The 21,011-nt window shown below is 68.7% G+C and carries 15 protein-coding genes and 2 pseudogenes; 3 read left to right on the top strand and 14 right to left on the bottom strand.

Features of this window, described 5'->3' with window-relative positions; all coding sequences use genetic code 11:
- Positions 1-71: 71 nt before the first annotated feature.
- The 3 genes and pseudogenes from C8K36_RS25500 to C8K36_RS21140 all read right to left on the bottom strand — a co-directional run.
- A pseudogene (locus C8K36_RS25500) lies at positions 72-319 on the bottom strand (hypothetical protein); the annotation flags it as partial.
- Between the two features lie 232 nt (positions 320-551).
- Positions 552-1,391, bottom strand: coding sequence for an SDR family NAD(P)-dependent oxidoreductase (locus C8K36_RS21145; RefSeq protein ID WP_107986608.1), 840 nt, complete (start codon positions 1,389-1,391; stop codon positions 552-554).
- Positions 1,388-1,732 carry a nuclear transport factor 2 family protein gene (locus tag C8K36_RS21140; protein ID WP_107986606.1) on the bottom strand — a complete coding sequence of 115 codons (345 nt, stop codon included), beginning with the start codon at positions 1,730-1,732 and terminating at the stop codon, positions 1,388-1,390. Before C8K36_RS21140 ends, C8K36_RS21145 begins: the two co-directional genes overlap by 4 nt.
- A 231-nt stretch (positions 1,733-1,963) precedes the next feature.
- Here C8K36_RS21140 and C8K36_RS21135 point away from each other — a divergent pair, with 231 nt between their 5' ends.
- Together C8K36_RS21135 and C8K36_RS21130 are read left to right on the top strand one after the other, a co-directional pair.
- The gene (locus C8K36_RS21135) at positions 1,964-2,791 is read left to right on the top strand and encodes a MerR family transcriptional regulator (protein ID WP_107986604.1); all 828 of its coding nucleotides are present in this window, start codon (positions 1,964-1,966) and stop codon (positions 2,789-2,791) included.
- A gap of 54 nt (positions 2,792-2,845) precedes the next feature.
- A pseudogene (locus C8K36_RS21130) lies at positions 2,846-3,301 on the top strand (DUF222 domain-containing protein); the annotation flags it as partial.
- A gap of 87 nt (positions 3,302-3,388) precedes the next feature.
- Here the strand turns inward: C8K36_RS21130 and hutG are convergent.
- The 11 genes from hutG to hutU form a co-directional block, all read right to left on the bottom strand.
- Positions 3,389-4,351 carry a formimidoylglutamase gene (hutG, locus tag C8K36_RS21125; protein WP_107986602.1) on the bottom strand — a complete coding sequence of 321 codons (963 nt, stop codon included), beginning with the start codon at positions 4,349-4,351 and terminating at the stop codon, positions 3,389-3,391.
- 21 nt (positions 4,352-4,372) lie between these two features.
- Positions 4,373-5,566, bottom strand: a complete 1,194-nt coding sequence (gene hutI, locus C8K36_RS21120; protein WP_107986600.1) for an imidazolonepropionase — start codon at positions 5,564-5,566, stop codon at positions 4,373-4,375.
- A 54-nt stretch (positions 5,567-5,620) separates the two neighbouring features.
- Positions 5,621-7,063, bottom strand: coding sequence for a purine-cytosine permease family protein (locus C8K36_RS21115; RefSeq protein ID WP_107986598.1), 1,443 nt, complete (start codon positions 7,061-7,063; stop codon positions 5,621-5,623).
- A gap of 180 nt (positions 7,064-7,243) precedes the next feature.
- The gene (locus tag C8K36_RS21110) at positions 7,244-8,608 is read right to left on the bottom strand and encodes an FAD-binding oxidoreductase (protein WP_107986596.1); all 1,365 of its coding nucleotides are present in this window, start codon (positions 8,606-8,608) and stop codon (positions 7,244-7,246) included.
- A 13-nt stretch (positions 8,609-8,621) separates the two neighbouring features.
- Entirely contained in the window at positions 8,622-9,698 is a 1,077-nt protein-coding gene (locus C8K36_RS21105) for a histidinol-phosphate transaminase (protein WP_107986594.1), read from the bottom strand.
- Complete coding sequence (gene hutH / locus C8K36_RS21100) at positions 9,695-11,254, bottom strand: histidine ammonia-lyase (protein ID WP_107986592.1); 1,560 nt, start codon at positions 11,252-11,254, stop codon at positions 9,695-9,697. The genes C8K36_RS21105 and hutH overlap by 4 nt, the downstream gene beginning before the upstream one ends.
- 152 nt (positions 11,255-11,406) lie before the next feature.
- Positions 11,407-12,195 carry an IclR family transcriptional regulator gene (locus C8K36_RS21095; protein ID WP_107986667.1) on the bottom strand — a complete coding sequence of 263 codons (789 nt, stop codon included), beginning with the start codon at positions 12,193-12,195 and terminating at the stop codon, positions 11,407-11,409.
- A gap of 80 nt (positions 12,196-12,275) precedes the next feature.
- Entirely contained in the window at positions 12,276-12,941 is a 666-nt protein-coding gene (locus tag C8K36_RS21090) for an IclR family transcriptional regulator (RefSeq protein ID WP_107986590.1), read from the bottom strand.
- Positions 12,942-12,991: 50 nt separating this feature from the next.
- Positions 12,992-14,146 (bottom strand): CaiB/BaiF CoA transferase family protein, encoded by a 1,155-nt coding sequence (locus C8K36_RS21085; RefSeq protein ID WP_107986588.1) that lies wholly within the window; start codon positions 14,144-14,146, stop codon positions 12,992-12,994.
- A gap of 13 nt (positions 14,147-14,159) precedes the next feature.
- A complete protein-coding gene (locus tag C8K36_RS21080; RefSeq protein WP_181319672.1) occupies positions 14,160-15,290 on the bottom strand; it encodes an acyl-CoA dehydrogenase family protein in 1,131 nt (376 codons plus the stop codon).
- Between the two features lie 355 nt (positions 15,291-15,645).
- Positions 15,646-17,322, bottom strand: coding sequence for a urocanate hydratase (gene hutU / locus C8K36_RS21075; RefSeq protein WP_107986584.1), 1,677 nt, complete (start codon positions 17,320-17,322; stop codon positions 15,646-15,648).
- A 263-nt stretch (positions 17,323-17,585) separates the two neighbouring features.
- Here hutU and C8K36_RS21070 point away from each other — a divergent pair, with 263 nt between their 5' ends.
- Entirely contained in the window at positions 17,586-20,987 is a 3,402-nt protein-coding gene (locus C8K36_RS21070) for an NAD-glutamate dehydrogenase domain-containing protein (RefSeq protein WP_107986665.1), read from the top strand.
- Positions 20,988-21,011: the final 24 nt, after the last annotated feature.

Raw genomic sequence — 21,011 nt, 5'->3', positions numbered from 1 at the left:
GCGCATGCACCTGTTTGAGGACACGGCAGCGACGGCTGCGGCGTTCGCAGCCTAGGTGTACTGAGCCATCGGGTTGGTGACACTCGGGCTGCGGGTGTGAGGCCGTGGCTCGAGTGGATCCGGTCAGTATTGTCGTGCTCGGAAGGGCTTGGGCACGATCGTCGGTGCGCTGTTGGGTGATAGGTAGAACTGATCGGAATGGCCGACGCCAAGATCGGTGGTCCCCAATGAATTCCGTCACTAGCGATCGAGGTCGGCGAGATCGCATCCGGTGGGGGAGCAGGTTTGCGCGCTCCTCACGCGAATTGGACCACTCACAACTCCAACCTGCAACGCGGTCAATCCCTGCCATGTTCTTGACGCAAGACACAGCGAAGCAAGACCGAGCACCGCGACGACGCCGAACTCCTTTCGCGTTGGCATCCATTCGTCACGCGCCCAAATGGAGTAGGCCGTTGCGATGTGCGCGGCGCCGACCTGTGTCAGTGCTCTCTGTACGAGTGCAGTCACATATTGAATCGACCACCGGTGTGTCTCGTTTCGAGAGCTGTCTAGTCGAGGAAATCTGTTGAACGTGAGAGGGTTTCGTTGGCGCGGATGTCCGTCAGTGCCCCCTCTAGCGTGTCGGTCACGGCGTCAAAACCGCCGTTGCCTAGGACCAGTCGTCGGGGTGGGGGGTCCTGAGTCATCGCCGCGATCACTGCACGGGCACCGCGGCGCGGATCGCCGGGTTGCACACCGTCCATGCCCACGAATGTTGCGCGGACCTGTTTGAGCATCTCGTGGTATTCCGGGATCGGCTCTGACACTGGTTCGTGAGCGAAGCCGGCGTAGGCGTTGGTGCGGGTCGCTCCTGGCTGGACTGCCAGTACGGAGATGCCCTGTGCGGCGACCTCATCGCGTAGCGTCTCGGTGACGGCTTCGACGGCGAACTTCGTCGCGCTGTAGTAGCCGAATCCGGGTGCCGCCACGAGCCCGGCGACCGAGGACACGTTGACGATCCACCCGTCGCCGCGGGCGCGCATCCCGGGCAGTACCGCGCGTGTCACCGACAGCACGGCGAAGAAGTTCAGCTCGAACATTGCCCGCATCGAGGTCTCGTTCATGCCCTCGATCGATCCGAACCAGCCGCGGCCGGCGCTGTTGACCAGCACGTCGATCCCGCCGAAGTGCTCTTCGGCCGCACGCACCGCGCGCTGTACCTGCGCGGTATCAGTGACATCAAGCGACACGACCAGAACGCGGTCACCGTACTGCTCGGCCCACGCCGCCAACTCGTGGGGACGCCGGGAGGTGAGCACTACGCGGTCCCCCGTCTCCAGTGCCGCCTCGGCGAACGCGACCCCGAAGCCGCCGGGCGTGCCTCCTGTGATGAACCATCGTCGCGTCACGGCTCGATCACCAACTGGCTGATCAGCGCGCCGTCCAACGTGAAGCGGTAGTGCAGGTCGGCGACCCCGCCGGGGAAGTTGCCCTCCAGGTGCTGCCCGACATCGACAGTGGTGGCGGTCCTGGTGGCGCCGGTGAATTCGGATGTATAGGTGTATTCACTGCCGCTCACAGAGGCTGCCAGCCAGGCTCCGATCTCGTCGCGGCCCGTGTAGCCCCGGCCGTCGTCGGTCACGACCGCATCGGCGGTGAAGGTGGCCAGCGCTCGACCGTCCTCTTGGTCGTTGAGGGCGGTCATAAACGTCTTTACTGTGTTCGGGAGTCCATCCCATGCTGTTGTCATGACCCCACGGTGGAACTTCCCGTAAGGGGAATGTCAACCCAGGGTGGCGATCTCGCATCTATGCCTGGCTGCAGCGGGGTCCGTTTCCCCAGCGCTGCCACTGGCTCGCCAGTGTTTTAGTAGAGGACGGTACGAACGGGACCTCTCGGACTCGCACTGCACTGTTGACCTTGCCCTAGGGGGAGACTGCAGGATGCCCCTACAACCCGCCAGCGCGCAGAGGAGGACGCTATGAGTGCACAGGTCTCGATCGGTGACTTCGCAGTGATGACCAGCCTGAGCAGGAAAGCGCTCCGGCATTACCACGACATCGGCATTCTCGAACCAGCCCATATCGATTCCCACACGGGCTACCGCTTCTACGACACCAGCCAGGTCGATCATGCACACATCATCCGACGGTTCCGATCTCTCGGCATGTCCATTCCCGACATCAAAGCGCTGCTGAGCACCAACGACGCCGCAACTCGCACCGAGATCATCACGACTCATCTCGAACAGATGGAAGTGCAGCTGCAACAGACCCGCGACATCGTGAGCGCGCTGCGCGAGTTGCTGTCTCCAGTGCAGACCCCCGCCTTCGTGGCGGTGCGCCATGAAGCTGCGCTCGCCGTGTGGTCAATCGGCGCCATCCTCGAGGTTTCCGAGATCGACACCTGGTTCGCGGCGACGCTAAAGACTTTGCTGGACGCAGTTGCCGCGGTAGCAGGCGCACCGTCCGCAGTGGTGCCTGGTGGCCTCTACGAGCGAGCGCTCTTCCTCGAATCGCGCGGTAAATCAACCCTCTTTGTCCCCGCGCTGCACTCCATCGAACCCCCGGAAGGCGTCCGCGCCGAGGTCTTACCCCAGGCTGAGTTCGCGGTGCTCACCCACTCCGGCGGACACGAAGGTATCGACCGCAGTTACGCGGCCCTGGGCACATACGCCAACGAGCATCTAATCAGCCGACAGGGGCCAATCCGCGAACACTACTTCGGCGGCACGCCCTCAGCGCCAACAACGTTCACCGCCACAGAAATCTGCTGGCCTATCTTTAACACCACCCCACCGCCACAATGACAACAACCCGTGGCCAAAATAGCCCCGGGACGGGCCGTAGCCTCCAAGCGGCGCGCGTGCAGGAAAGTCTTGTTGGACAGTGCGACCGGACCTACTGCGACCGGACCTACTGCGACCGGACCTACTGCGACCACGATGACCGTCCGCACGTGCATCTCCAGGTTGGAGCGGATCTTCGAATCCGACGAGCTACCGCCCAGCGAGGACACCGAACGCAACGAATTCCAGGCCTCGAAAACTCTGAATGGGCGGGTCGCGGTCAAGGGGGATCTCGATGCGGTGACCGGTGAGATGCTGCTGATGGCGCTGTCTGCGTTGACGAAGCCCAGGAATCCGATGGACGACCCGACCAACTCCCGCACCCCGGCGCAGTAGCGGGCGGACGCGTTCGCCGAGATCCTGCGCCACTACCTCGACTCCGGTGAGGCACCCATCGAAGGCGGCGAGCGCCCGCACCTGTCCCTGCATGTGAATGCTAGCGATCTCGCGCGCGTCGGAGCAGAGCACGAGCGGTGCCCCGAAACCGCTGCAGCCGACACCCGTGGAAGAGGGTGCCGGCTACAGGGGAGGGGGAATAGCGGCTAGTGACAGGCTGTTTCAGGCCACCGGCACGTGCCCGGTGACGATGCGGTGGATGAGCCGCGCCGCGGTGCGGGCGGTGCGGTTGTCGACGTCGAGGCACGGATTGAGCTCGGCCACGTCGACGACCGCGAGTTTGCCGCTCGCGGTCACCCGATCGCACACGCGCTGGATGATCTCGAGCGGGACACCGTAGGCGGCGGGTGCGCTGACACCCGGTGCGACGCCGGCGGGCAGGACATCGAGATCGATCGTCAGATAGACGAGGTCGACGTCGTCGAGGAAGTCGGTGAGGAATTCGTCGACGCGCGCCCGATCGGCCACGCCGCAGTGCTCGTCCAGCAGGTACCGGACGCCGAGGCTCCGCGCGGTGTCGAACAGCACGTTGGTGTTGCTGGGCTGGCTGATGCCGATCACGTCGTAGCGGTGGCTCGTGCCCGCGGCCTGCTCGGCCTCGGCGATCTGCCGGAACGGCGTGCCGGAACTGGGGATCGGGTCGCTGCGCAGGTCGAAGTGGGCATCGAGATTGAGGATGCCCAGCCGGGGGTGCCGCCCCCGCAACGCGGAGGGAGCCACTCCCAGATACGTGCCGTACGCGACCTCGTGACCGCCGCCGAGGACGACGGCGAGCCGTCCCGCATCGAGTGCCGTTGTCACGGCGGTGCCGAGTGCCTCCTGGCCGGCTTCGAGTCGGTCGCCCGTGACGGCGACGGTGCCCGCGTCGAACAGCGTCGTCTCGTTCTCGAGGGCCATCGAGGACAGGGCTTTGCGGAGGGCGTCGGGGCCGGCGGCAGCGCCCTGGCGTCCCTTGTTGCGGCGGACGCCCTCGTCGCTGGCGAACCCGATCAGGACGGTGCCGGGGCCCTCGCCGGGGCGGTACGGCGTGACGGCCTGGTGCCAGCGCAGGTGTTCCGGGCCGAGGCCGTCGGTCCGTCCCGACCACGGCCGGGGAGCGATGTCGACGTCGATGTGGTTGCTCATGTCAGGTGCCTGTTCCCTCGATCAGTTCGCGGCCGTCGCGAGGATGCCGTCCTTGAAGACCTCGCGGATCAGCGGCACACCCGGACGGTAGGCGAGGTGCAGGTACGACGGGGCATCGAGCGCGATCGCGTCGGCGCGGGCGCCGATCCGCAGGCTGCCGACGTCGTCGCGTTGCAGCGCCTTCGCGCCGCCCGCGGTGGCCGCCCACACGGCCTCGGCGGGCGTCATGTGCATGTCCCGGACGGCGATCGCGATGCAGAACGGCAGGCTGGTGGTGTAGCAGGTGCCGGGGTTGCAGTCCGCTCCCAGCGCGACCGTGACACCGGCGTCGATCAGCGCACGGGCACCGGGGTACTGGTTGCGGGTGGAGAAGTCGGCGCCCGGCAGCAGCGTCGCCACCGTCGAGCTGTTCGCCAGCGCGTCGATGTCGGCGTCGGTGACGTAGGTGACGTGGTCCACCGACGCGGCACCCATCTCGACGGCCAGCTGCACACCCGGGCCCTCGCCCAGCTGATTGCCGTGCACGCGGGGGATCAGGCCGTGCGCGACGCCGGCTGTCAGGATGGCGCGCGACTGCTCGAGGGTGAACGCGCCGCGCTCACAGAACACGTCGATCCACTTCGCGTATGGGGCACACGCCGGGATCATCTCGTCGACGGCCATCGTGACGTACTCGTCGCCGCGGCCGGCGTACTCGGGCGGCGGGACGTGCGCGGCCAGCAGCGTGACCTCGTCGGTGAACCTGCCTGCGACCTGCACGCTGCGCAGCTCGTCCCGAGTGCTCTGGCCGTAGCCGCTCTTGATCTCGACGGTGGTGCTGCCCGAGCGTAGCGACTCGTCGAGCAGGCGGCGCACGTTCGCGGCGAGCTGGTCGTCGCTCGCGGCGCGCGTCGCCTCGATAGTGGTGCGGATGCCGCCCGCGGCGTACTTCTCGCCCGACATCCGGGCCGCGAACTCCTCGGCCCGCTCACCGGCGAACACCAGGTGCGAGTGGCTCTCGACGAAGCCGGGCAGCACGGCCCGGCCACCGAGATCGTGGGCGGTGTCGGCGGCCGGGGCGTCCGCGGAGTCACCGACCCACGCGACCACGCCGTCCTCGAAGACGACCGCGGCGTCGTGTCGGACACCCAGTGCACCGTCGCCCAGTGAGGGGTCGTTGGTGACGAGAGTGCCGATGTTCGTCAGTGCGGTGGTCCGGGGACCGGTCGTGGTCACGTGAGGCTCCTAGGTGACTGTTCTCTGAGGGGGAATCGGTGGCCGCGGCCGGGATCAGACCCGGCTGTCGACCATCGCGGTGTGGGTGGGGTAGATCATCGCGGCTGGCGGGTTGTTGAACCGCTTGGCGACCGGGTAGTAGATCGCCCCGGTGAGCACGATGCCGACGATCCACGAGATGTCGGCGCCGCCGAGCATGTCGGTGATCGGGCCGGTGTACATCTTCTGCGCGAGGAACGGGATCTGGGCGAGCACGCCGACGACGTAGACGACCAGGGCGGGGACGTTCCAGGCTCCGTAGCGCCCGTTCGGGTCGTACAGCGCCGGGATGTCGATGCGTTCCTTCGAGATCAGGTAGTAGTCGATCAGGTTGATCGCGCTCCACGGCGTGAACACCATCAGCAGCACCAGGACGAAGTTCTTGAAGTTGTCCAGGAAGTCGGCGCTCGCGGCGATCGCGATGAACATCGAGATGACGGTGAAGCCGAGGATGTAGAACGAGCGGGCCTTGGTCGAGATCTGCGACCGGCCGTCGAACGCGGTCACGGTGGTGAGGATCGACATGAAGCCGCCGTACGCGTTGAGGACGTTGACCGTCAGCTTGCCGGTCACGATCACCAGGTAGATCAGGAACGCGATGATCGCGGGACCGGCGAGGTCGCCCATGAAGCCGACCTGGTTGCCGAGGAAGGCGTCGCCTGCGACGGCCGCGACGAGGGCACCGAAGGTCATGGACCACTGCGATCCGATGACGCTGCCGAGGAACGTCGACCAGAACGTGGTGCGCTCGCTGGTCTTGCGGGGCAGGTAGCGGGAGTAGTCGGCGACGTACGGGCCGAAGGTCAGCTGCCAGCCGGCACCGAGGGAGATCGCCAGCAGGAACGTCACGAAGTCGAAGTCGATGATGCCGACGTAGTCGAGGACGTCGTACTCGAGGAACAGGCGGATCGCCAGGTACGTGAATCCGATGATGCCGACGACGGTCGCGACCTTGCCGACGATGTGGATCAGCTTGTATCCGGTGACGGCGACGAACGCGGTCAGCAATCCGAAGATCACGATGCCGACCCAGGCGCTGTCGATGCCGAGGACCTTGTTGACGGCCTGGCCGGCGAGGACCGTGCCGGTGGCGGCGAAGCCGAGGTACATCAGGATCACGAGCACGAGCGGGATGACCGCGCCCTTGACGCCGAACTGGGCGCGACTCGAGATCATCTGCGGCAGGCCCATGCGGGGACCCTGCGCGGAGTGGAGGGCCATCACGGCGCCGCCGAACACGTTGCCGATCAGCAGGCCGATGATGGCCCACAGTGCGTCGGCGCCGAAGACGACGGCCAGGGCACCGTCCACGATGGCGGTGATTTGCATGTTCGCGCCGAACCACAGCGTGAACTGGCTGCGGGGCGTGCCGTGGCGTTCGTCGTCGGGAACGACGTCGATGGTGCGCCGCTCCGGGGTGAGGAGCACCTCGGAAGTGCTGCCGTCGTCGTGTGTCATTGGGCCTGCTCTTTCTGCGGTGACCGCACCGTGCGGTGCGGTCGACTTCCGGGGGTGATGCCCACCTACTTCGATGCTTGTGCGCTGGGTCACGCCATGTCGCTGGGAAATGTATAGGCCTGTATATACAGGTCTGTCAATATTGAGGTTTGTATCCGGATTGTTTGTCCTGGTAACCGGTCAGAAGCCCTTTCCGGGATTCATCAGACCGAGCGGATCGAACGCGGCCTTGACCGCGTGATGGATGTCCAAACCTGTCTCTCCCACTTCGAGCGCCACCCAGCGTCGCTTCAACACCCCGACGCCGTGCTCACCGGTAAGCGTGCCACCCAGCTCGAGCGCCCGCCGAAACACCTCGTCGGCGGCCGTCCACACGGCGTCCGGGACCGACCCGTCGGCGAGGCGGTCGAACACGAACGTCGGGTGCACGTTGCCGTCACCCGCGTGCGCGACTGTCATCACGGTCACGCCGTGCCGCCGTGAGATCTCCTCGATCGACTCGACCATCTCGGGCAGCCGCGAGCGCGGCACCCCGACGTCCTCGACCAGGCACTGCCCGAGGCGTTCGGCCGCCGGGTACGCCAGCCGTCGAATCTCGAGCAGTTGCGCCGACTCGGCCGGGTCCTGGGACACGGCGACGAAGTCGGCGCCGGCGGCGGTGAAGTGTCGCTCGATCGCCGCGGCGGCCTCGTCGGCGTCGGGGCCGTCGGCCTGCGCGATCAGCATTGCCTCGGTGCCGGGCTCGAGACCGATGCGCTTCCACTCGTCGATGGCCGCGAGCGTGGCGCGGTCGATCAGTTCCATCAGGCTCGGCCCGATACCCGCGCGCACCACCGCGGCGACGGCGTCCGCGGCCGCACGTAATGACGCGAAGCTGCCGACGATCGTCGCGGGTTCCCGGCGCGGCCGCGGCCGCAGGCGCACGGTCGCGCTCGTGACGATGCCGAGCGTCCCCTCGGAACCGACCACCAGTCCGGTGAGGTCGTAGCCGGCGACACCCTTGACGGTGCGGTGCCCGGTGCGCAGGATCCGGCCGTCGGACAGCACCACCTCGAGGCCCAGGACGGAGTCCCGCGTGACGCCGTACTTGACGCAGCGCAGCCCGCCCGCGTTGGTGGCAATGTTCCCGCCGATCGTCGAGATCTGGTAGCTGCTCGGATCGGGGGCGTACATCAGGCCGTGCTCGGCGGCTGCCCGGTCGAGGTCGGCGTTCACCACACCGGCCTGCACCACCGCCAGCTGGTCGGCGGCGTTCAGTTCGACGATGTCGCGCATGGCCGCGGTGGACACGACGAGGCAGCCGTCGATCGCGGTGGCGCCGCCGGCCAGGCCGCTGCCCGCGCCGCGCGGGACCACCGGAACGCGATGGGCGGTGGCCCATTTCATGGCGGCCGCGACGTCGTCGGTGGAGTCCGCGATCAGCACCGCGAGGGGGCGTCCGGGGATGGCGAGGTGCGCCTCGTCCCGGGTGTAGGCGTCCATGACGTCGGGGTCGGTGACGAGTCGGCTCGAGCCGAGCGCGTCGGCGAGGGCGGTGAGAGACATCTGGTTCCTCGTATCAGTTCTGTCGGTCTGCGGTGAAGGCGTCGACGGCGGCGAGCACCGCGTCCTCGGCGTCCCGGTCGCCGACGGTCACCCGCACACCCTCGCCCGCGAATGTGCGCACGGACACGCTGTGCGCGACGCAGGCCGCGTCGAGTGCCGTCGAGCGGTCGACCATCGGGATCCACACGAAGTTTCCTCCACTGGCGGGTGTCTCGATGCCCCGGTCCGCCAGTCCCGAGCGCAGGTGATCGCGTCCGGACCGCACGGATTCGACGATCCGGTCGGTATGCCCCGAGTCGGTGAGCGCGGCGCACGCCGCCGCCTCGGCGACCGAACTCAGACCGAACGGCGGCGCCGCGGCGTGCAGGGGAGCGGCGACGGCGGAGTTCGCGATCGCATAGCCCACACGCAGGCCCGCGAGACCGTAGGCCTTCGAGAACGTCCGCAGCACCACGACGTTCGGGTACTCGCGCAGCAGTGCCACACCGTCGACCTGCTCCTCCGCGAACTCGCGGTAGGCCTCGTCGAGGATCACCAGGATGTGCGACGGCACGCCGTCCAGCAGTCGGCGCAGTTCGGACTCGGTGAGCTCGGTGCCTGTCGGATTGTTCGGGTTGCACACCAGCACCGCGCGGGTGCGGGGCGTCACCGCCGCGATCATGGCGTCGACGTCGTGGCGGTGCTTCGCGTCCAACGGCACCGGAACGGCTGTGGCCCCGGCGATCCCGATGAGGATGGGGTACGCCTCGTAGCTGCGCCACGCGTGCACCACCTCGGTGTCCGGTCCGGTGTAGGCGGTGAGGACCTGCTGCAGCAGTGCCAGCGAACCGGCGCCGGTGAGCACCGAATCAGCCGAGACCGACAGCCGCTCGGCCAGGGCCGCGACCAGGTCGTCCGCGAACAGAGTCGGGTACAGGTGTCCGTGTGCGCCGACCCGCGCGATCGCGTCCACGACGGCCGGTGACGGGGCGATGGTGGATTCGTTGCTCGACGCCCGCCAGCGGACCGTCGCGGCGCCCGACGCCTTCGAGTACGCGGGCAGCGCGTCGATCTCGGGCCGGGCCCGGGGCAGTTCGATCGCGCGGGTCACTGCAGGGCTCCGATCTCGTTCTCGACTGCGGCGACCAGCGCGCCCGACGCCGCCAGCGTGACCAGGTGCTCGATCTCGGGTGCGAGGAACCGGTCGGTGCCGGGTCCGGCAACGTGCTCGCGCACCGCGCGGATCACCGCGCCGGTGCCCGGGCCGGGCTGCAGCGGTGCGCGCAGGTCGATTCCCCTTGCGGCGGTGAGAATCTCGATCGCGAGGACGCGGGTGAGCCCGTCCACCGCGCGACGCAGCTTGCGGGCGCCCGACCAGCCCATCGAGACGTGGTCCTCCTGCATCGCGGACGACGGGATGGAGTCGACGCTTGCCGGCGCCGCCGTGCGCTTGAGTTCGGAGACGATCGCGGCCTGCGTGTACTGGGCGATCATGAGTCCGCTGTCCACACCCGGGTCGTCGGCGAGGAACGGCGGCAGGCCGTGATTGCGGGCGACGTCGAGGAACCGGTCGGTGCGGCGCTCGCTGATGCTGGCGACGTCGGCCGCGACGATCGCGAGGAAGTCGAGGACGTAGGCCACCGGCGCGCCGTGGAAGTTGCCGTTGGACTCCACCCGGCCGTCGAGGGTGACGACGGGATTGTCGACGGCGGAAGCGAGTTCGCGGTTCGCGACAGTCCGGGCGTGGTCGACGGTGTCGCGTGCGCCGCCGGCCACCTGCGGTGCGCAGCGCAGCGAGTAGGCGTCCTGCACGCGGGTGTCCTCGGGGCCGGCGTGGCTCGCGACGATCGGCGAATCCGCGAGCAGCCGAGCCATGTTGGCGGCGGCCGCGGCCTGTCCGGGATGCGGCCGCAGCGCCTGCAGGTCGGCGGCGAACACCCGATCGGTGCCGAGCAGGCCCTCGACGCTCATCGCGGCCGCGATGTCGGCCAGCTTGAGCAGGTGATCGAGGTCGGTGACGGCGAGCGCCAGCTGGCCCAGCATGCCGTCGGTGCCGTTGATGAGGGCCAGGCCCTCCTTCTCCGCGAGGACGACGGGGGACAGGCCGTGCTCGGCGAGCGCGGTGGCCGCATCCACGAGGCGTCCGTCCACGGTGCGGACGGTGCCCTCGCCGGTGACCGCGAGTGCGACGTGCGCGAGCGGCGCGAGATCGCCGGAGCAGCCGAGGCTGCCGAACTCGTGGACCACCGGCGTGATCCCCGCCGTGAGCAGGTCGGCGTAGGCCTGCGCCACCTCGGGGCGTACACCCGTGCGTCCGGTGGCGAGTGTCGACAGGCGCAGCAGCATCAGCGCGCGCACCACTTCGCGCTCGACCTCGGGGCCCGAACCGGCGGCGTGTGAGCGGACCAGGCTGCGCTGCAACTGGGTTCGCATCTCTTGCGGGATGTGCCGGGTGGCGAGCGCGCCGAAGCCGGTGGAGACGCCGTACACCGGACGCGGGTCGACGGCGAGGTCCTCGATGCGCCGACGCGAGCGGGTGATCTCGGCGAGGGCGTCGTCGGTGAGGCGCACCCCGTGGCCGTGGCGCGCGACGTCGACGACGTCCTGGATCGTGACGGGTCCGAGTCCGACCTCGACGAGGTCGGTGGACTGGGTGGTGAGGGTCATGAGGACTCCGAAGGCAGGGACGGCCCGGCGGTCGCTGCGGATTCCGTGGCCGTGAAGATTGTGTCTCGTATACGAGACCATAGTCTCGTATATAAGACAATGAGAGGGCGGGGTCGACGAGTCGAAGGGGGAGCGCCGGTTCAGGACTCCAGTCAGGATTCGATGGATTCCTCGACCATGCGGTCGCTGAGGCTGTCCGAGAAGTGCGCGGCTGCCTCCGTGACGAGCTGCGCCATCTCGGCAGTCTCCGCCTCGGAGCGTGCGCCCGTCAGGTACGCGACACCCAGCGCGGCGACCGGGCGTCCCTCCCGGGTGACGACGGGACCGGCGATGCACGTGACGCCGTTGGTGGTCGAGTCCCGCTCCACGGCGTACCCGAGTTCGCGATCGGCCTGCAGGAGCGCCCGCAGGTCGTCGAGCGACGTCGGCCCCTCGCCGGTGCGCGTGGGCCACGTGTAGCCGGCGTACAGCGCGCTCAGCTGCTCGGGATCGAGGCGCGCGAGGATCGTGCGTCCGACGGCCGTCAGGTGCGCGGGCAGTCGGGTACCGACCTCGGTCACCAGCCGAACCCCCGGCTTGAGTGGCTCACGCTTGTCCAGGTAGATCACGTCGGTGCCCTGCAGGACCGCGAGGTGCGAGGTCTCGTCGGCGGCCTTCGTGAGGGCGACCATGTGCCGCTGTCCCTCGCGGTGCAGCGGACCGGACCGCATGTACGACGCCCCCACCTCGAACGCGGACACGCCGAGCGTCCACGCCCGCTGGTCGGGCCAATAGGACACGAACCGCCGGTCCCGCATCACGTTGAGCAGGTGGTGCGTCGTGCTCTTGGGCAGATCCAGCTCGCTCGCGATCTCGGTGGCGGCCATCGGGACGCCCCGGCGGGCGAGCAGATCGAGCACGTCGAGTACTCGCTCCGCGGACTTGACCCGGCTCGTCGACATCGAACGTCCCCTTCCGGCCCCGGCCGTCCGGCCGGAGTGCCGCGCCATTGTCTCGAATACGAGACCGTGGCACCAAACTTCTACGACGGGACAGTTCGCCCCAGTTCGGCCGAGAGTCGCGTGCAGTGCTCGACGAGTACCTGTCCGTGCTGGGCGCAGACGTCGTCGTCGAGTCGGTAGGTGGGGCCGACGACGCTGAGCGCGCCCACGATCCGGCCGATCGCGTCGTAGATCGGTGCGGCCACGCCGGTGGAGCTGTCCTCGATGGTGTCGTGGGCGATGGCGTAGCCGTCCGCGCCCACCTCACCGAGCAGCGCTGCACCCACCGCCGTCCCGACGAGGGGGACGGTCTGACCGACCCACCCCATGTGCCGGATGGCGTGGGTGCCCTCGATCTGCCCCAGGTACAGCGCCGTGCCGCGTGGCCCGGGAGCCGACAGATATGTCGACTCCCGGGTGGTCGCCGCGATCTCGGCCATCGCGGGCTGCGCCCGGATCAGCAACTGGTTGTCGGCGATGGCCTTCGCGCCGATCTGCAGCAGCCGTGGACCCACCCGGTAGACGTTGTCCTCGCCGCGGAGGACGAACTCGGTCTGCTCGAGGCTGCGGATGAGCCGCAGCGCGGTGCTGGTCGCGAGGTCGGTCGTCTTCGCGGCGTCGGCGAGGGTCAGTCCACCGTGGTCGATGATCGCGCCGAGCAGTTCGAAGGTGCGACTGACACTGCGCGTCACGTCACCGGGGGCCATGCGTGTCTCCCATGCCGAGGGTGCCGACCGATCGGCCGACGCCCGAGAATCTATCGCGAGCGGGCCTCGCCGAGAATCTCGTCGTGGTGCTCGTCGAGGATCGGGCTGCGGCGCACCGCCGGACGTGCGCTGTCGCCGAAGACGACGGGCTGCCGGACATACGACACCGTGCCGGCCTTGGGATGCTCGAACGTCTCGACGACGCCGCGGTATCCGGCCTGCTCGGAGCCGAGCGCCTGCTGCACACTCCACACCTCGGAGCCGGCCAGGCCGGCGGTGTCCAGCAGTTCGAGGACCTCGGTGACCGTGCGGCCGGCCGCCCACGCCTCGATCTCCTTGCGGAGCGCCGGCTCGTTCTCGGTGCGCAGAGCGTCCTCCGTGAAGCGGGGATCGGTGATCAGGTCCTCGCGGCCCATTGTGCGGGCCAGCGTCTGGAAGCCCTTCTCGCTGGCGATCGCGAGCACGAACAGGCCGTCGTCGGCGCGGTAGGTGTCGAACGGGGTCGACACCGGATGGCGGTTACCGACGCGCTTGGGGGTCTCGCCGGACGCCTGCAGCTGGCTGTGCGCGGTGGGCAGCATCGCGAGCATGCTGTCGAACATCGCGACGTCCAGGTGCTGGCCCTGACCGGTGTTGCGGACGGCCAGCAGCGCGGTGCTGATGCCCCACGCCGCGAACACGCCGGTGATGGTGTCGCCGAACGACTCGCCCAGCCGGGTGGGGCCGGACTCCTCGGTGCCGGTGATGCTCATGACGCCGGACAGGGCCTGGACCACCAGGTCGTAGGCAGCGGCGCCGGCCATCGGACCTTGCTGGCCGAAGCCGGAGATCGACGCGTAGACGATCTTCGGATTGCGGGCACGGGCCGCCTCGTAGTCGATGCCCAGCCGGGTGGTGACGCCGGGACGGAAGTTCTCGACGACGACGTCGGCGTCTTCGATTAACTGCAGCAACGACTCTCGGTCCTCGGGATCCTTGAGGTCGAGTGCGATCGAGCGCTTGCCGCGGTTGAGGACATTGAAGTAGATGCTCTCGCCGTCGCGGAACGGTCCGAGGTGGCGCGAGTCCTCGCCGGCCTTCGATTCGATCTTCACGACGTCGGCGCCGGCGTCGGCGAGCAGTGCGGTGCAGAACGGGCCCGCGAGCACGCGGGAGAGGTCGACGACACGGACGCCGTCGAGCGGGGGGAGTGCGGGGGTGGTCATCGCTGCTCGCCTCTCAGTACTCGGTGGAACGGATCGACGGGGCGTTGCCCGCGATGGTCAGCAGCTGGATCTGCGAGGTGCCCTCGAAGATGCGCAGGATCCGGCAGTCGCGGTACAGGCGCTCGATCTCGGACTCGCGCATGAAGCCCGCGCCGCCGTGGATCTGGACGACCTGGTCGACGATCGAGAAGCAGGCCTCGGTCGCCACGAACTTCGAGATCGAGGCGGCGCGGCGCAGGTCCTGACCGGCGTCCTTGACGTCGGACGCCCAGTCGGCGGTCACCCGGGACGCCACGAGCTTGGCGTCGCACTCGCCGAGGAGCAGCTGGATGGCCTGGAACTCGAAGATGGGGTGCCCGAACTGCTTGCGCTCGGACGCGTACTCACGTCCCAGTTCCCACGCGCGCAGCGCGATTCCGTTGGCCATCGCGGCGACGTCGATGCGCGCGCGGTTGAGGGCGGTGAGCGCGATGTTGCCACCGCGGCCCTCGGTGCCGATGACGGCGTCGTGCGGGAGCACCACGTCGTCGAGGTAAACGGTGTAGGTGGGCGCCGAGCGGATGCCCATCTTGTCCTGCGGCTCCGAGTAGCTGATGCCGGGCGTGCCCTTCGGGACCGCGAAGGCGGTGATGCCGCGGAACCCGGCGGACGGGTCCGTCTTGGCGAACAGCACGACGAGGTCGGCCTCGCGGGCGTTGGAGATGAAGGTCTTGGAGCCGGACAGGTGCCAGCCGTCGTCCTCGCGGCGCGCCACGGTGCGCATCGACGCGATGTCCGAGCCGGCGTCGGGCTCGGTGAGGGCGAAGCCCGCGAGGACCTCACCCGACGCGAGTCCAGGCAGCCAGCGCTTCTTCTGCTCCTCGGTGCCGCCCACGAGGATCGGCTCGAGGCCCAGGTAGTGGGCGGTGTAGATGGATGCCAGGGCGGCGTCGGCGCGGGCGACCTCCTCGACGGCGACCAGCTGGGCGCGGGTCGACAGGCCGAGGCCGCCGAACTCCTCCGGAACGGAGATGCCCATGAGGTCCTGCTCGGCGAGGCGCCGCATCAGGTGCGCGGGGAACTCCTTGGACTCGTCGCGCTCGGCGGCACCCGGGAGGATCTCGGCGTTCGCGAAAGCGCGCACGGTGCTGCGGAATTCGGACATGTCGACGGCGTCGTCGTGCGTCTGAGCGGTCACGGGTAACTCCTGGAGATGCGAGAGGGGGAATCGCTAGATTTCATCTAGTGGAAGCCAATTGCCATCTAGTGGCACTCGTTGACTATCGCATCCGCTCGCGCAGTTTGTCCAGAGGGGGTTCGTCCGCGCCTCGACCTGGGAAAACGACGACGAGCGGCAACGAGCAGGGGGGATCGTCCTGCGCGTTGCCGCTCGTTGTGGGGCCGACGTCGGTGCCGCTCGTCGCGGAGCCGACGTCACTGCCACCGGTTCGGGCTCACGCTGGTCGTCGTGAGCCGTGTTCAGGTGGGGGTATCAGTTGTTCCCGGTCGGTTGTTCCCGGTCAGTTGTTCTCGGTCATCGGGATCCGGACGCCGCGCTCACGCGCGGTGTCGATGGCGTGGTCGTAGCCGGCGTCGGCGTGGCGGATGACGCCCATGCCCGGGTCGTTGGTGAGCACGGCCTCGATCTTCTTCGCGGCCAGCTCGGTGCCGTCGGCGATGCACACCTGGCCGGCGTGGATCGAGCGGCCCATGCCGACGCCGCCGCCGTGGTGGATCGAGACCCACGATGCGCCGGACGCGGTGTTGACCAGGGCGTTGAGCAGCGGCCAGTCGGCGATCGCGTCGGAGCCGTCCTTCATGGACTCGGTCTCGCGGTACGGGGACGCCACGGAACCGGAGTCGAGGTGGTCACGGCCGATGGCGACCGGTGCGGACAGCTCGCCACTGGCGACCATCTCGTTGAACTTCAGGCCGGCCTTGTGGCGCTCGCCGTAGCCGAGCCAGCAGATGCGGGCGGGCAGGCCCTCGAAGGCGACGCGCTCGCCGGCCATCTCGATCCAGCGCTTGAGGTGCTCGTTCTCCGGGAACAGCTCGAGGATCGCCTTGTCGGTGGCGGCGATGTCCTTGGGGTCGCCCGACAGCGCGGCCCAGCGGAACGGGCCGAGGCCCTCCTCGAACAGCGGACGGATGTAGGCCGGGACGAAGCCGGGGAACTCGAACGCGCGGTCGTAGCCGGCCTTGCGGGCCTCGTCGCGGATGGAGTTGCCGTAGTCGAAGACCTCGGCGCCCTTGTCCATGAAGCCGACCATGGCCTCGACGTGCGCGGCCATCGCCTTGCGCGAGTCCTCGGTGAACTTCTCCGGATCCTTCGCGGCCAGGTCCTTCATGTCGGCGATGTCGACGCCGATCGGCAGGTAGGACAGCGGATCGTGCGCCGACGTCTGGTCGGTGACGATGTCGATCGGGGCGTCCATCTCCAGCAGGGCCGGGAAGATCTCGGCGGCGTTGCCGACCAGGCCGATCGACAGCGGCTTGCGCGCGTCGCGAGCCTCGGTGGCCAGCTGCAGCGCGTGCTCGATGCTGTCGGCCTTGGTGTCGAGGTACTTGTGGGCGATGCGGCGATCGATGCGGGTGACGTCGCAGTCGACGCAGATCGCAACACCGTCGTTCATGGTGACGGCCAGCGGCTGCGCGCCACCCATGCCGCCCATGCCGGCGGTGAGGGTGATGGTCCCGGCCAGGGTGCCTTCGAAGCGCTTACGGGCGATCGCGCCGAAGGTCTCGTAGGTGCCCTGGAGGATGCCCTGCGTGCCGATGTAGATCCAGGAACCGGCCGTCATCTGGCCGTACATCATCAGGCCCTCGGCCTCGAGCTTGCGGAACTGCTCCCAGTTGGCCCAGTCGCCGACGAGGTTGGAGTTCGCGAGCAGCACGCGGGGCGCCCACTCGTTGGTGCGGAAGACGCCGACCGGCTTGCCGGACTGCACCAGCATGGTCTCGTCGTTCTTCAGGGTCTTCAGGGTGGCGACCATGGCGTCGAACGCGGCCCAGCTGCGGGCGGCGCGGCCGGTGCCGCCGTAGACGACCAGGTTGTCGGGGTGCTCGGCAACCTCGGGGTCGAGGTTGTTCATGAGCATGCGCAGCGCGCCCTCCTGCTGCCACCCGAGGGTGTTCAGCTCGGAGCCGCGGGGGGCGCTGACCGGGCGGGCCTCGTGGCCGGGTGAGGTGATGTCCATCGGGTACTCCTAGCGAATCGGGCGGTGAGGGCGCGGTGGTGTCACGCGGTTTCGTCCGACGCCGTTGTCGTCCGAATCCGTGTGGGCGTAGCTGTTGTGCGCTGGCTCACGTTCTGCAACTATGACTTGTATATTCCTGTCTATACAAGCTCGTGTCAAGGGGCATCCAGCGGTACAGCCCCTGACGTCGAGAGATGTTCGACCCGATGAACGGACACGACGACCAGTCGGGTGCAGCGTGGCACCCGGCGGAAGGTTCCCAGATGAACACCGTCTCCACCCAGACCGATCCGATGCCGAACCCCAGCGAGATCAACGATGCTCTCGCCCGTATCTTCCGCAGTTGGGACGAGCACCTGCTCGCCGGCGCGGACCCCGCAGCGCGCGACGAGCTCGCCGCGTACGTCGCGGAACTGCCCGCCGGCTACAAGCAGGACATCCGGCCGGACCGTGCGCGCATCGACCTCGCCATCCTCGGCGAGCTCTCCGACGGCGCGGTCGACGTGCGGATCGTCCCCGACGCGGCCGCCCGCGGAACCCACCGGCTCTCGCTCTATGTCGGAGGACGCCCGGCGTCCCTCGGGGATCTGATGCCGCTGCTGCAGAGCCTCGGTGTCGAGGTGCTCGACGAGCGCCCCTATGCCCTCACCACTCCGGCCGGAATGCCCTGCTGGGTGTACGAATTCACGGTCCGGTACGCCATTGCTCCGGACGCCCGGTTCGACGAGTTCGCCGCCCGGTTCGGCGGCGCCGTCCAGGCGCTGTGGCAGGGCGTCGCCGAGGCGGACCGGTTGAACGAACTGGTGGCCCGCGCGGGCCTGCGCTGGCGTGAGGTCACCGTGCTGCGCGCGTACGCGGAGTTCCTGAGGCAGGCCGGATTCCCCTACAGCAGTGCCTATGTCGCCGACGCCCTGTGTCGACATCCCGAGATCGCGGCCGCCCTGGTCGAGTGCTTCGCCGCGCGCTTCGATCCGTCCGTCGTGTCCGGTGGCGAGGAGTCCGTCGACGCGGCGGCGGCCCTGATCGAGGCGGTGCTGGGGCTCGACGAGGACCGGATCTTCCGGGCGCTGCTGGGTGCGGTGCGCAACACCGTGCGCACCAACTACTTCACCCCCCCGGCGCGGGAAACCATTGCGCTGAAGCTGGATTCGCGGAACATCGGCGAGCTGCCGGAGCCGCGGCCCCGACACGAGATTTTCGTGTACTCGCCCGCCGTGGCCGGTGTGCACATGCGCTTCGGTTCGGTGGCGCGCGGCGGCCTGCGCTGGTCGGACCGGCGCGAGGACTTCCGCACCGAGGTGCTGGGCCTGGTCAAGGCACAGGCGGTCAAGAACGCCGTGATCGTGCCGGTCGGCGCCAAGGGCGGCTTCGTGCTGCGCCGGCCCCCGGTCCCCACCGGCGACGGCGATGCCGACCGCGCCGCTCTCCGCGAGGCCGGCATCGCCGGGTACCGCATGTTCATCGGCGGCCTGCTCGATCTCACGGACAACATCGACCGGAGCACAGGGGCCGTGGTGCCGGCGCAGGGCGTCGTCCGCCACGACGCCGACGACACGTACCTGGTGGTGGCCGCAGACAAGGGCACCGCGTCGTTCTCCGACATCGCCAACGAGGTGGCGGCCGAGTACGACTTCTGGCTCGGCGACGCCTTCGCCTCCGGCGGATCGGTGGGATACGACCACAAGGCGATGGGCATCACCGCGCGCGGCGCGTGGGAGAGCGTCAAACGCCGCTTCCGGGAACTGGGCGTCGACTGCCAGCGCGAGGACGTCACGGTCGCGGGAATCGGCGACATGAGTGGTGACGTCTTCGGTAACGGAATGCTGTGCAGTAGGCACATTCGCCTCGTCGCGGCGTTCGACCACCGGCATGTCTTCCTCGATCCGAACCCCGATCCCGAGACGTCGTACGCGGAGCGGGAGCGGCTGTTCGCGCTGCCGCGCTCGTCGTGGGCCGACTACGACCGGTCCCTCGTCAGCGCCGGCGGCGGCGTCTGGGACCGGACGACGAAGTCCGTTCCGATCAGCGACCAGGCGCGACGGGCGCTCGGACTCGGCGACGACGTCACCGAAATGACTCCGCCCGAACTGATCCGGGCGATCCTGCGGGCGCCGGTCGATCTGCTGTGGAACGGCGGAATCGGCACGTACGTCAAGGCCTCGACCGAATCGCACGCCGACGCCGGCGACAAGGCGAACGACGTTGTGCGCGTGGACGGGTGTGATCTTCGCGCCCGGGTGGTCGGAGAGGGCGGCAACCTCGGTCTGACGCAGGCCTCGCGGATCGAGTTCGCCCGCACCGGGGGCCGGGTCGGGACCGACGCCCTCGACAACTCGGCCGGTGTGGACTGCTCCGACCACGAGGTCAACATCAAGATCCTGCTCGACGACCTGGTCAGTGCGGGGGGCCTCTCGCCGCAGGCGCGGCCGCGTCTGCTGGCCGAGATGACCGACGAGGTCGCCGCTCTCGTGTTGGCGGACAACGTCTCCCAGAACGAGCTGATGGGTACGGCGCTCGCCGACGCGTCCGAGATGATCGGGGTGCACGGGCGGCTGATCTCGGCGCTCGAGGCGGCCGGTGCGGTCGACCGCGCCCTCGACGTGCTGCCGAACGCCAAGGCGATCGCCGCGCTGCGTACGGCCGGCGACGGACTGTCGGCTCCCGAACTGGCGACGCTGATGGCGCATGTCAAGCTCGACCTGAAGGGTGCGCTGCTGAGCGGTGACCTCGTCGACCACGACGTGTTCCTGCCGATCCTGCGCGGATACTTCCCGACGCCGCTGCGCCGCGACCACGAGGAGGCCGTCGACCTGCATCCCCTGCGGCGGGAGATCGTCGCGACGACGCTGACCAACGACGTCGTCGATCGCGGCGGTATCTCCTACGTGTTCCGCCTCGCCGAGGAGGTAGGCGCCACCGCCGACGACGCCGTCCGGGCGTTCAGCGTGGTCAGTGACGTGTTCGGGCTTCCCACGCTGTGGTCGCGCATCGCATCGGCCGACGTGCCGAGCGAGGTCGCCGACGAACTCGTCCTCGTCACCCGTCGGCTCCTCGACCGGGCGTCGCGCTGGATGCTGCACCGACGGCCGCAGCCTCTCGCAGTGGGCGCGGAGATCGCGCGGTTCCGGGATCGGATCGAGGATGCGTCGGCCCATCTCGAGGAGTGGCTGGTGGGCGCCGACCGCACCAACCTCCGAGACCGCACCCGCGCGATCGCGGAGCGGGGCGCACCCGAAGACCTGGTCCGGGAGGTGGAGTTGGCCCTCGACCGGTTCGGTCTGCTCGACGTCGTCGAGATCGCGGACCTCGCGGAGTGCGACCTGCCCGTCGCTGCTGAGCTGTACTTCCGGCTGTGTGAACGGGTCGGTCTCGTTCCGCTCCTCAACGGGGTCTCGGCCCTCGGCAAGACGAGCCGCTGGGATGCCCTGGCCCGCTTGGCGTTGCGCGACGAGCTGTACGACAGCGCACGGGCTCTCACGCTGGACGTCCTCGCGCACGCGGTTCCCGGCGACAACACCGACCGGATGATCGGGGACTGGGAGGAGCGCAACGAGTCCCGTCTGCGCCGGGCCCGGAACTCGCTCACCGAGATCTCCGCATCCGGACAGCGTGACCTCGCCGCGCTGTCCGTCGCGTCGCGTCAGCTGCGCCGGATGGTCGGTTGAGCTGACATGGTCCCCGTCCACGAT

Origin of the sequence: Rhodococcus sp. OK519, assembly GCF_003051005.1 — a bacterium.
In the GTDB taxonomy this organism is placed as follows: domain Bacteria; phylum Actinomycetota; class Actinomycetes; order Mycobacteriales; family Mycobacteriaceae; genus Prescottella.
This window is presented reverse-complemented; position numbering and strand designations above follow the sequence as displayed.

Coding starts and splice junctions, on each gene's coding strand:
- C8K36_RS21140 (WP_107986606.1), bottom strand. CDS start 1,732: ATGACAACAGCATGGGATGGACTCCCGAACACAGTAAAGACGTTTATG.
- C8K36_RS21135 (WP_107986604.1), top strand. CDS start 1,964: ATGAGTGCACAGGTCTCGATCGGTGACTTCGCAGTGATGACCAGCCTG.
- hutG (WP_107986602.1), bottom strand. CDS start 4,351: ATGAGCAACCACATCGACGTCGACATCGCTCCCCGGCCGTGGTCGGGA.
- C8K36_RS21115 (WP_107986598.1), bottom strand. CDS start 7,063: ATGACACACGACGACGGCAGCACTTCCGAGGTGCTCCTCACCCCGGAG.
- C8K36_RS21110 (WP_107986596.1), bottom strand. CDS start 8,608: ATGTCTCTCACCGCCCTCGCCGACGCGCTCGGCTCGAGCCGACTCGTC.
- hutH (WP_107986592.1), bottom strand. CDS start 11,254: ATGACCCTCACCACCCAGTCCACCGACCTCGTCGAGGTCGGACTCGGA.
- C8K36_RS21095 (WP_107986667.1), bottom strand. CDS start 12,195: ATGTCGACGAGCCGGGTCAAGTCCGCGGAGCGAGTACTCGACGTGCTC.
- C8K36_RS21090 (WP_107986590.1), bottom strand. CDS start 12,941: ATGGCCCCCGGTGACGTGACGCGCAGTGTCAGTCGCACCTTCGAACTG.
- C8K36_RS21085 (WP_107986588.1), bottom strand. CDS start 14,146: ATGACCACCCCCGCACTCCCCCCGCTCGACGGCGTCCGTGTCGTCGAC.
- C8K36_RS21080 (WP_181319672.1), bottom strand. CDS start 15,290: ATGTCCGAATTCCGCAGCACCGTGCGCGCTTTCGCGAACGCCGAGATC.
- hutU (WP_107986584.1), bottom strand. CDS start 17,322: ATGGACATCACCTCACCCGGCCACGAGGCCCGCCCGGTCAGCGCCCCC.
- C8K36_RS21070 (WP_107986665.1), top strand. CDS start 17,586: ATGAACACCGTCTCCACCCAGACCGATCCGATGCCGAACCCCAGCGAG.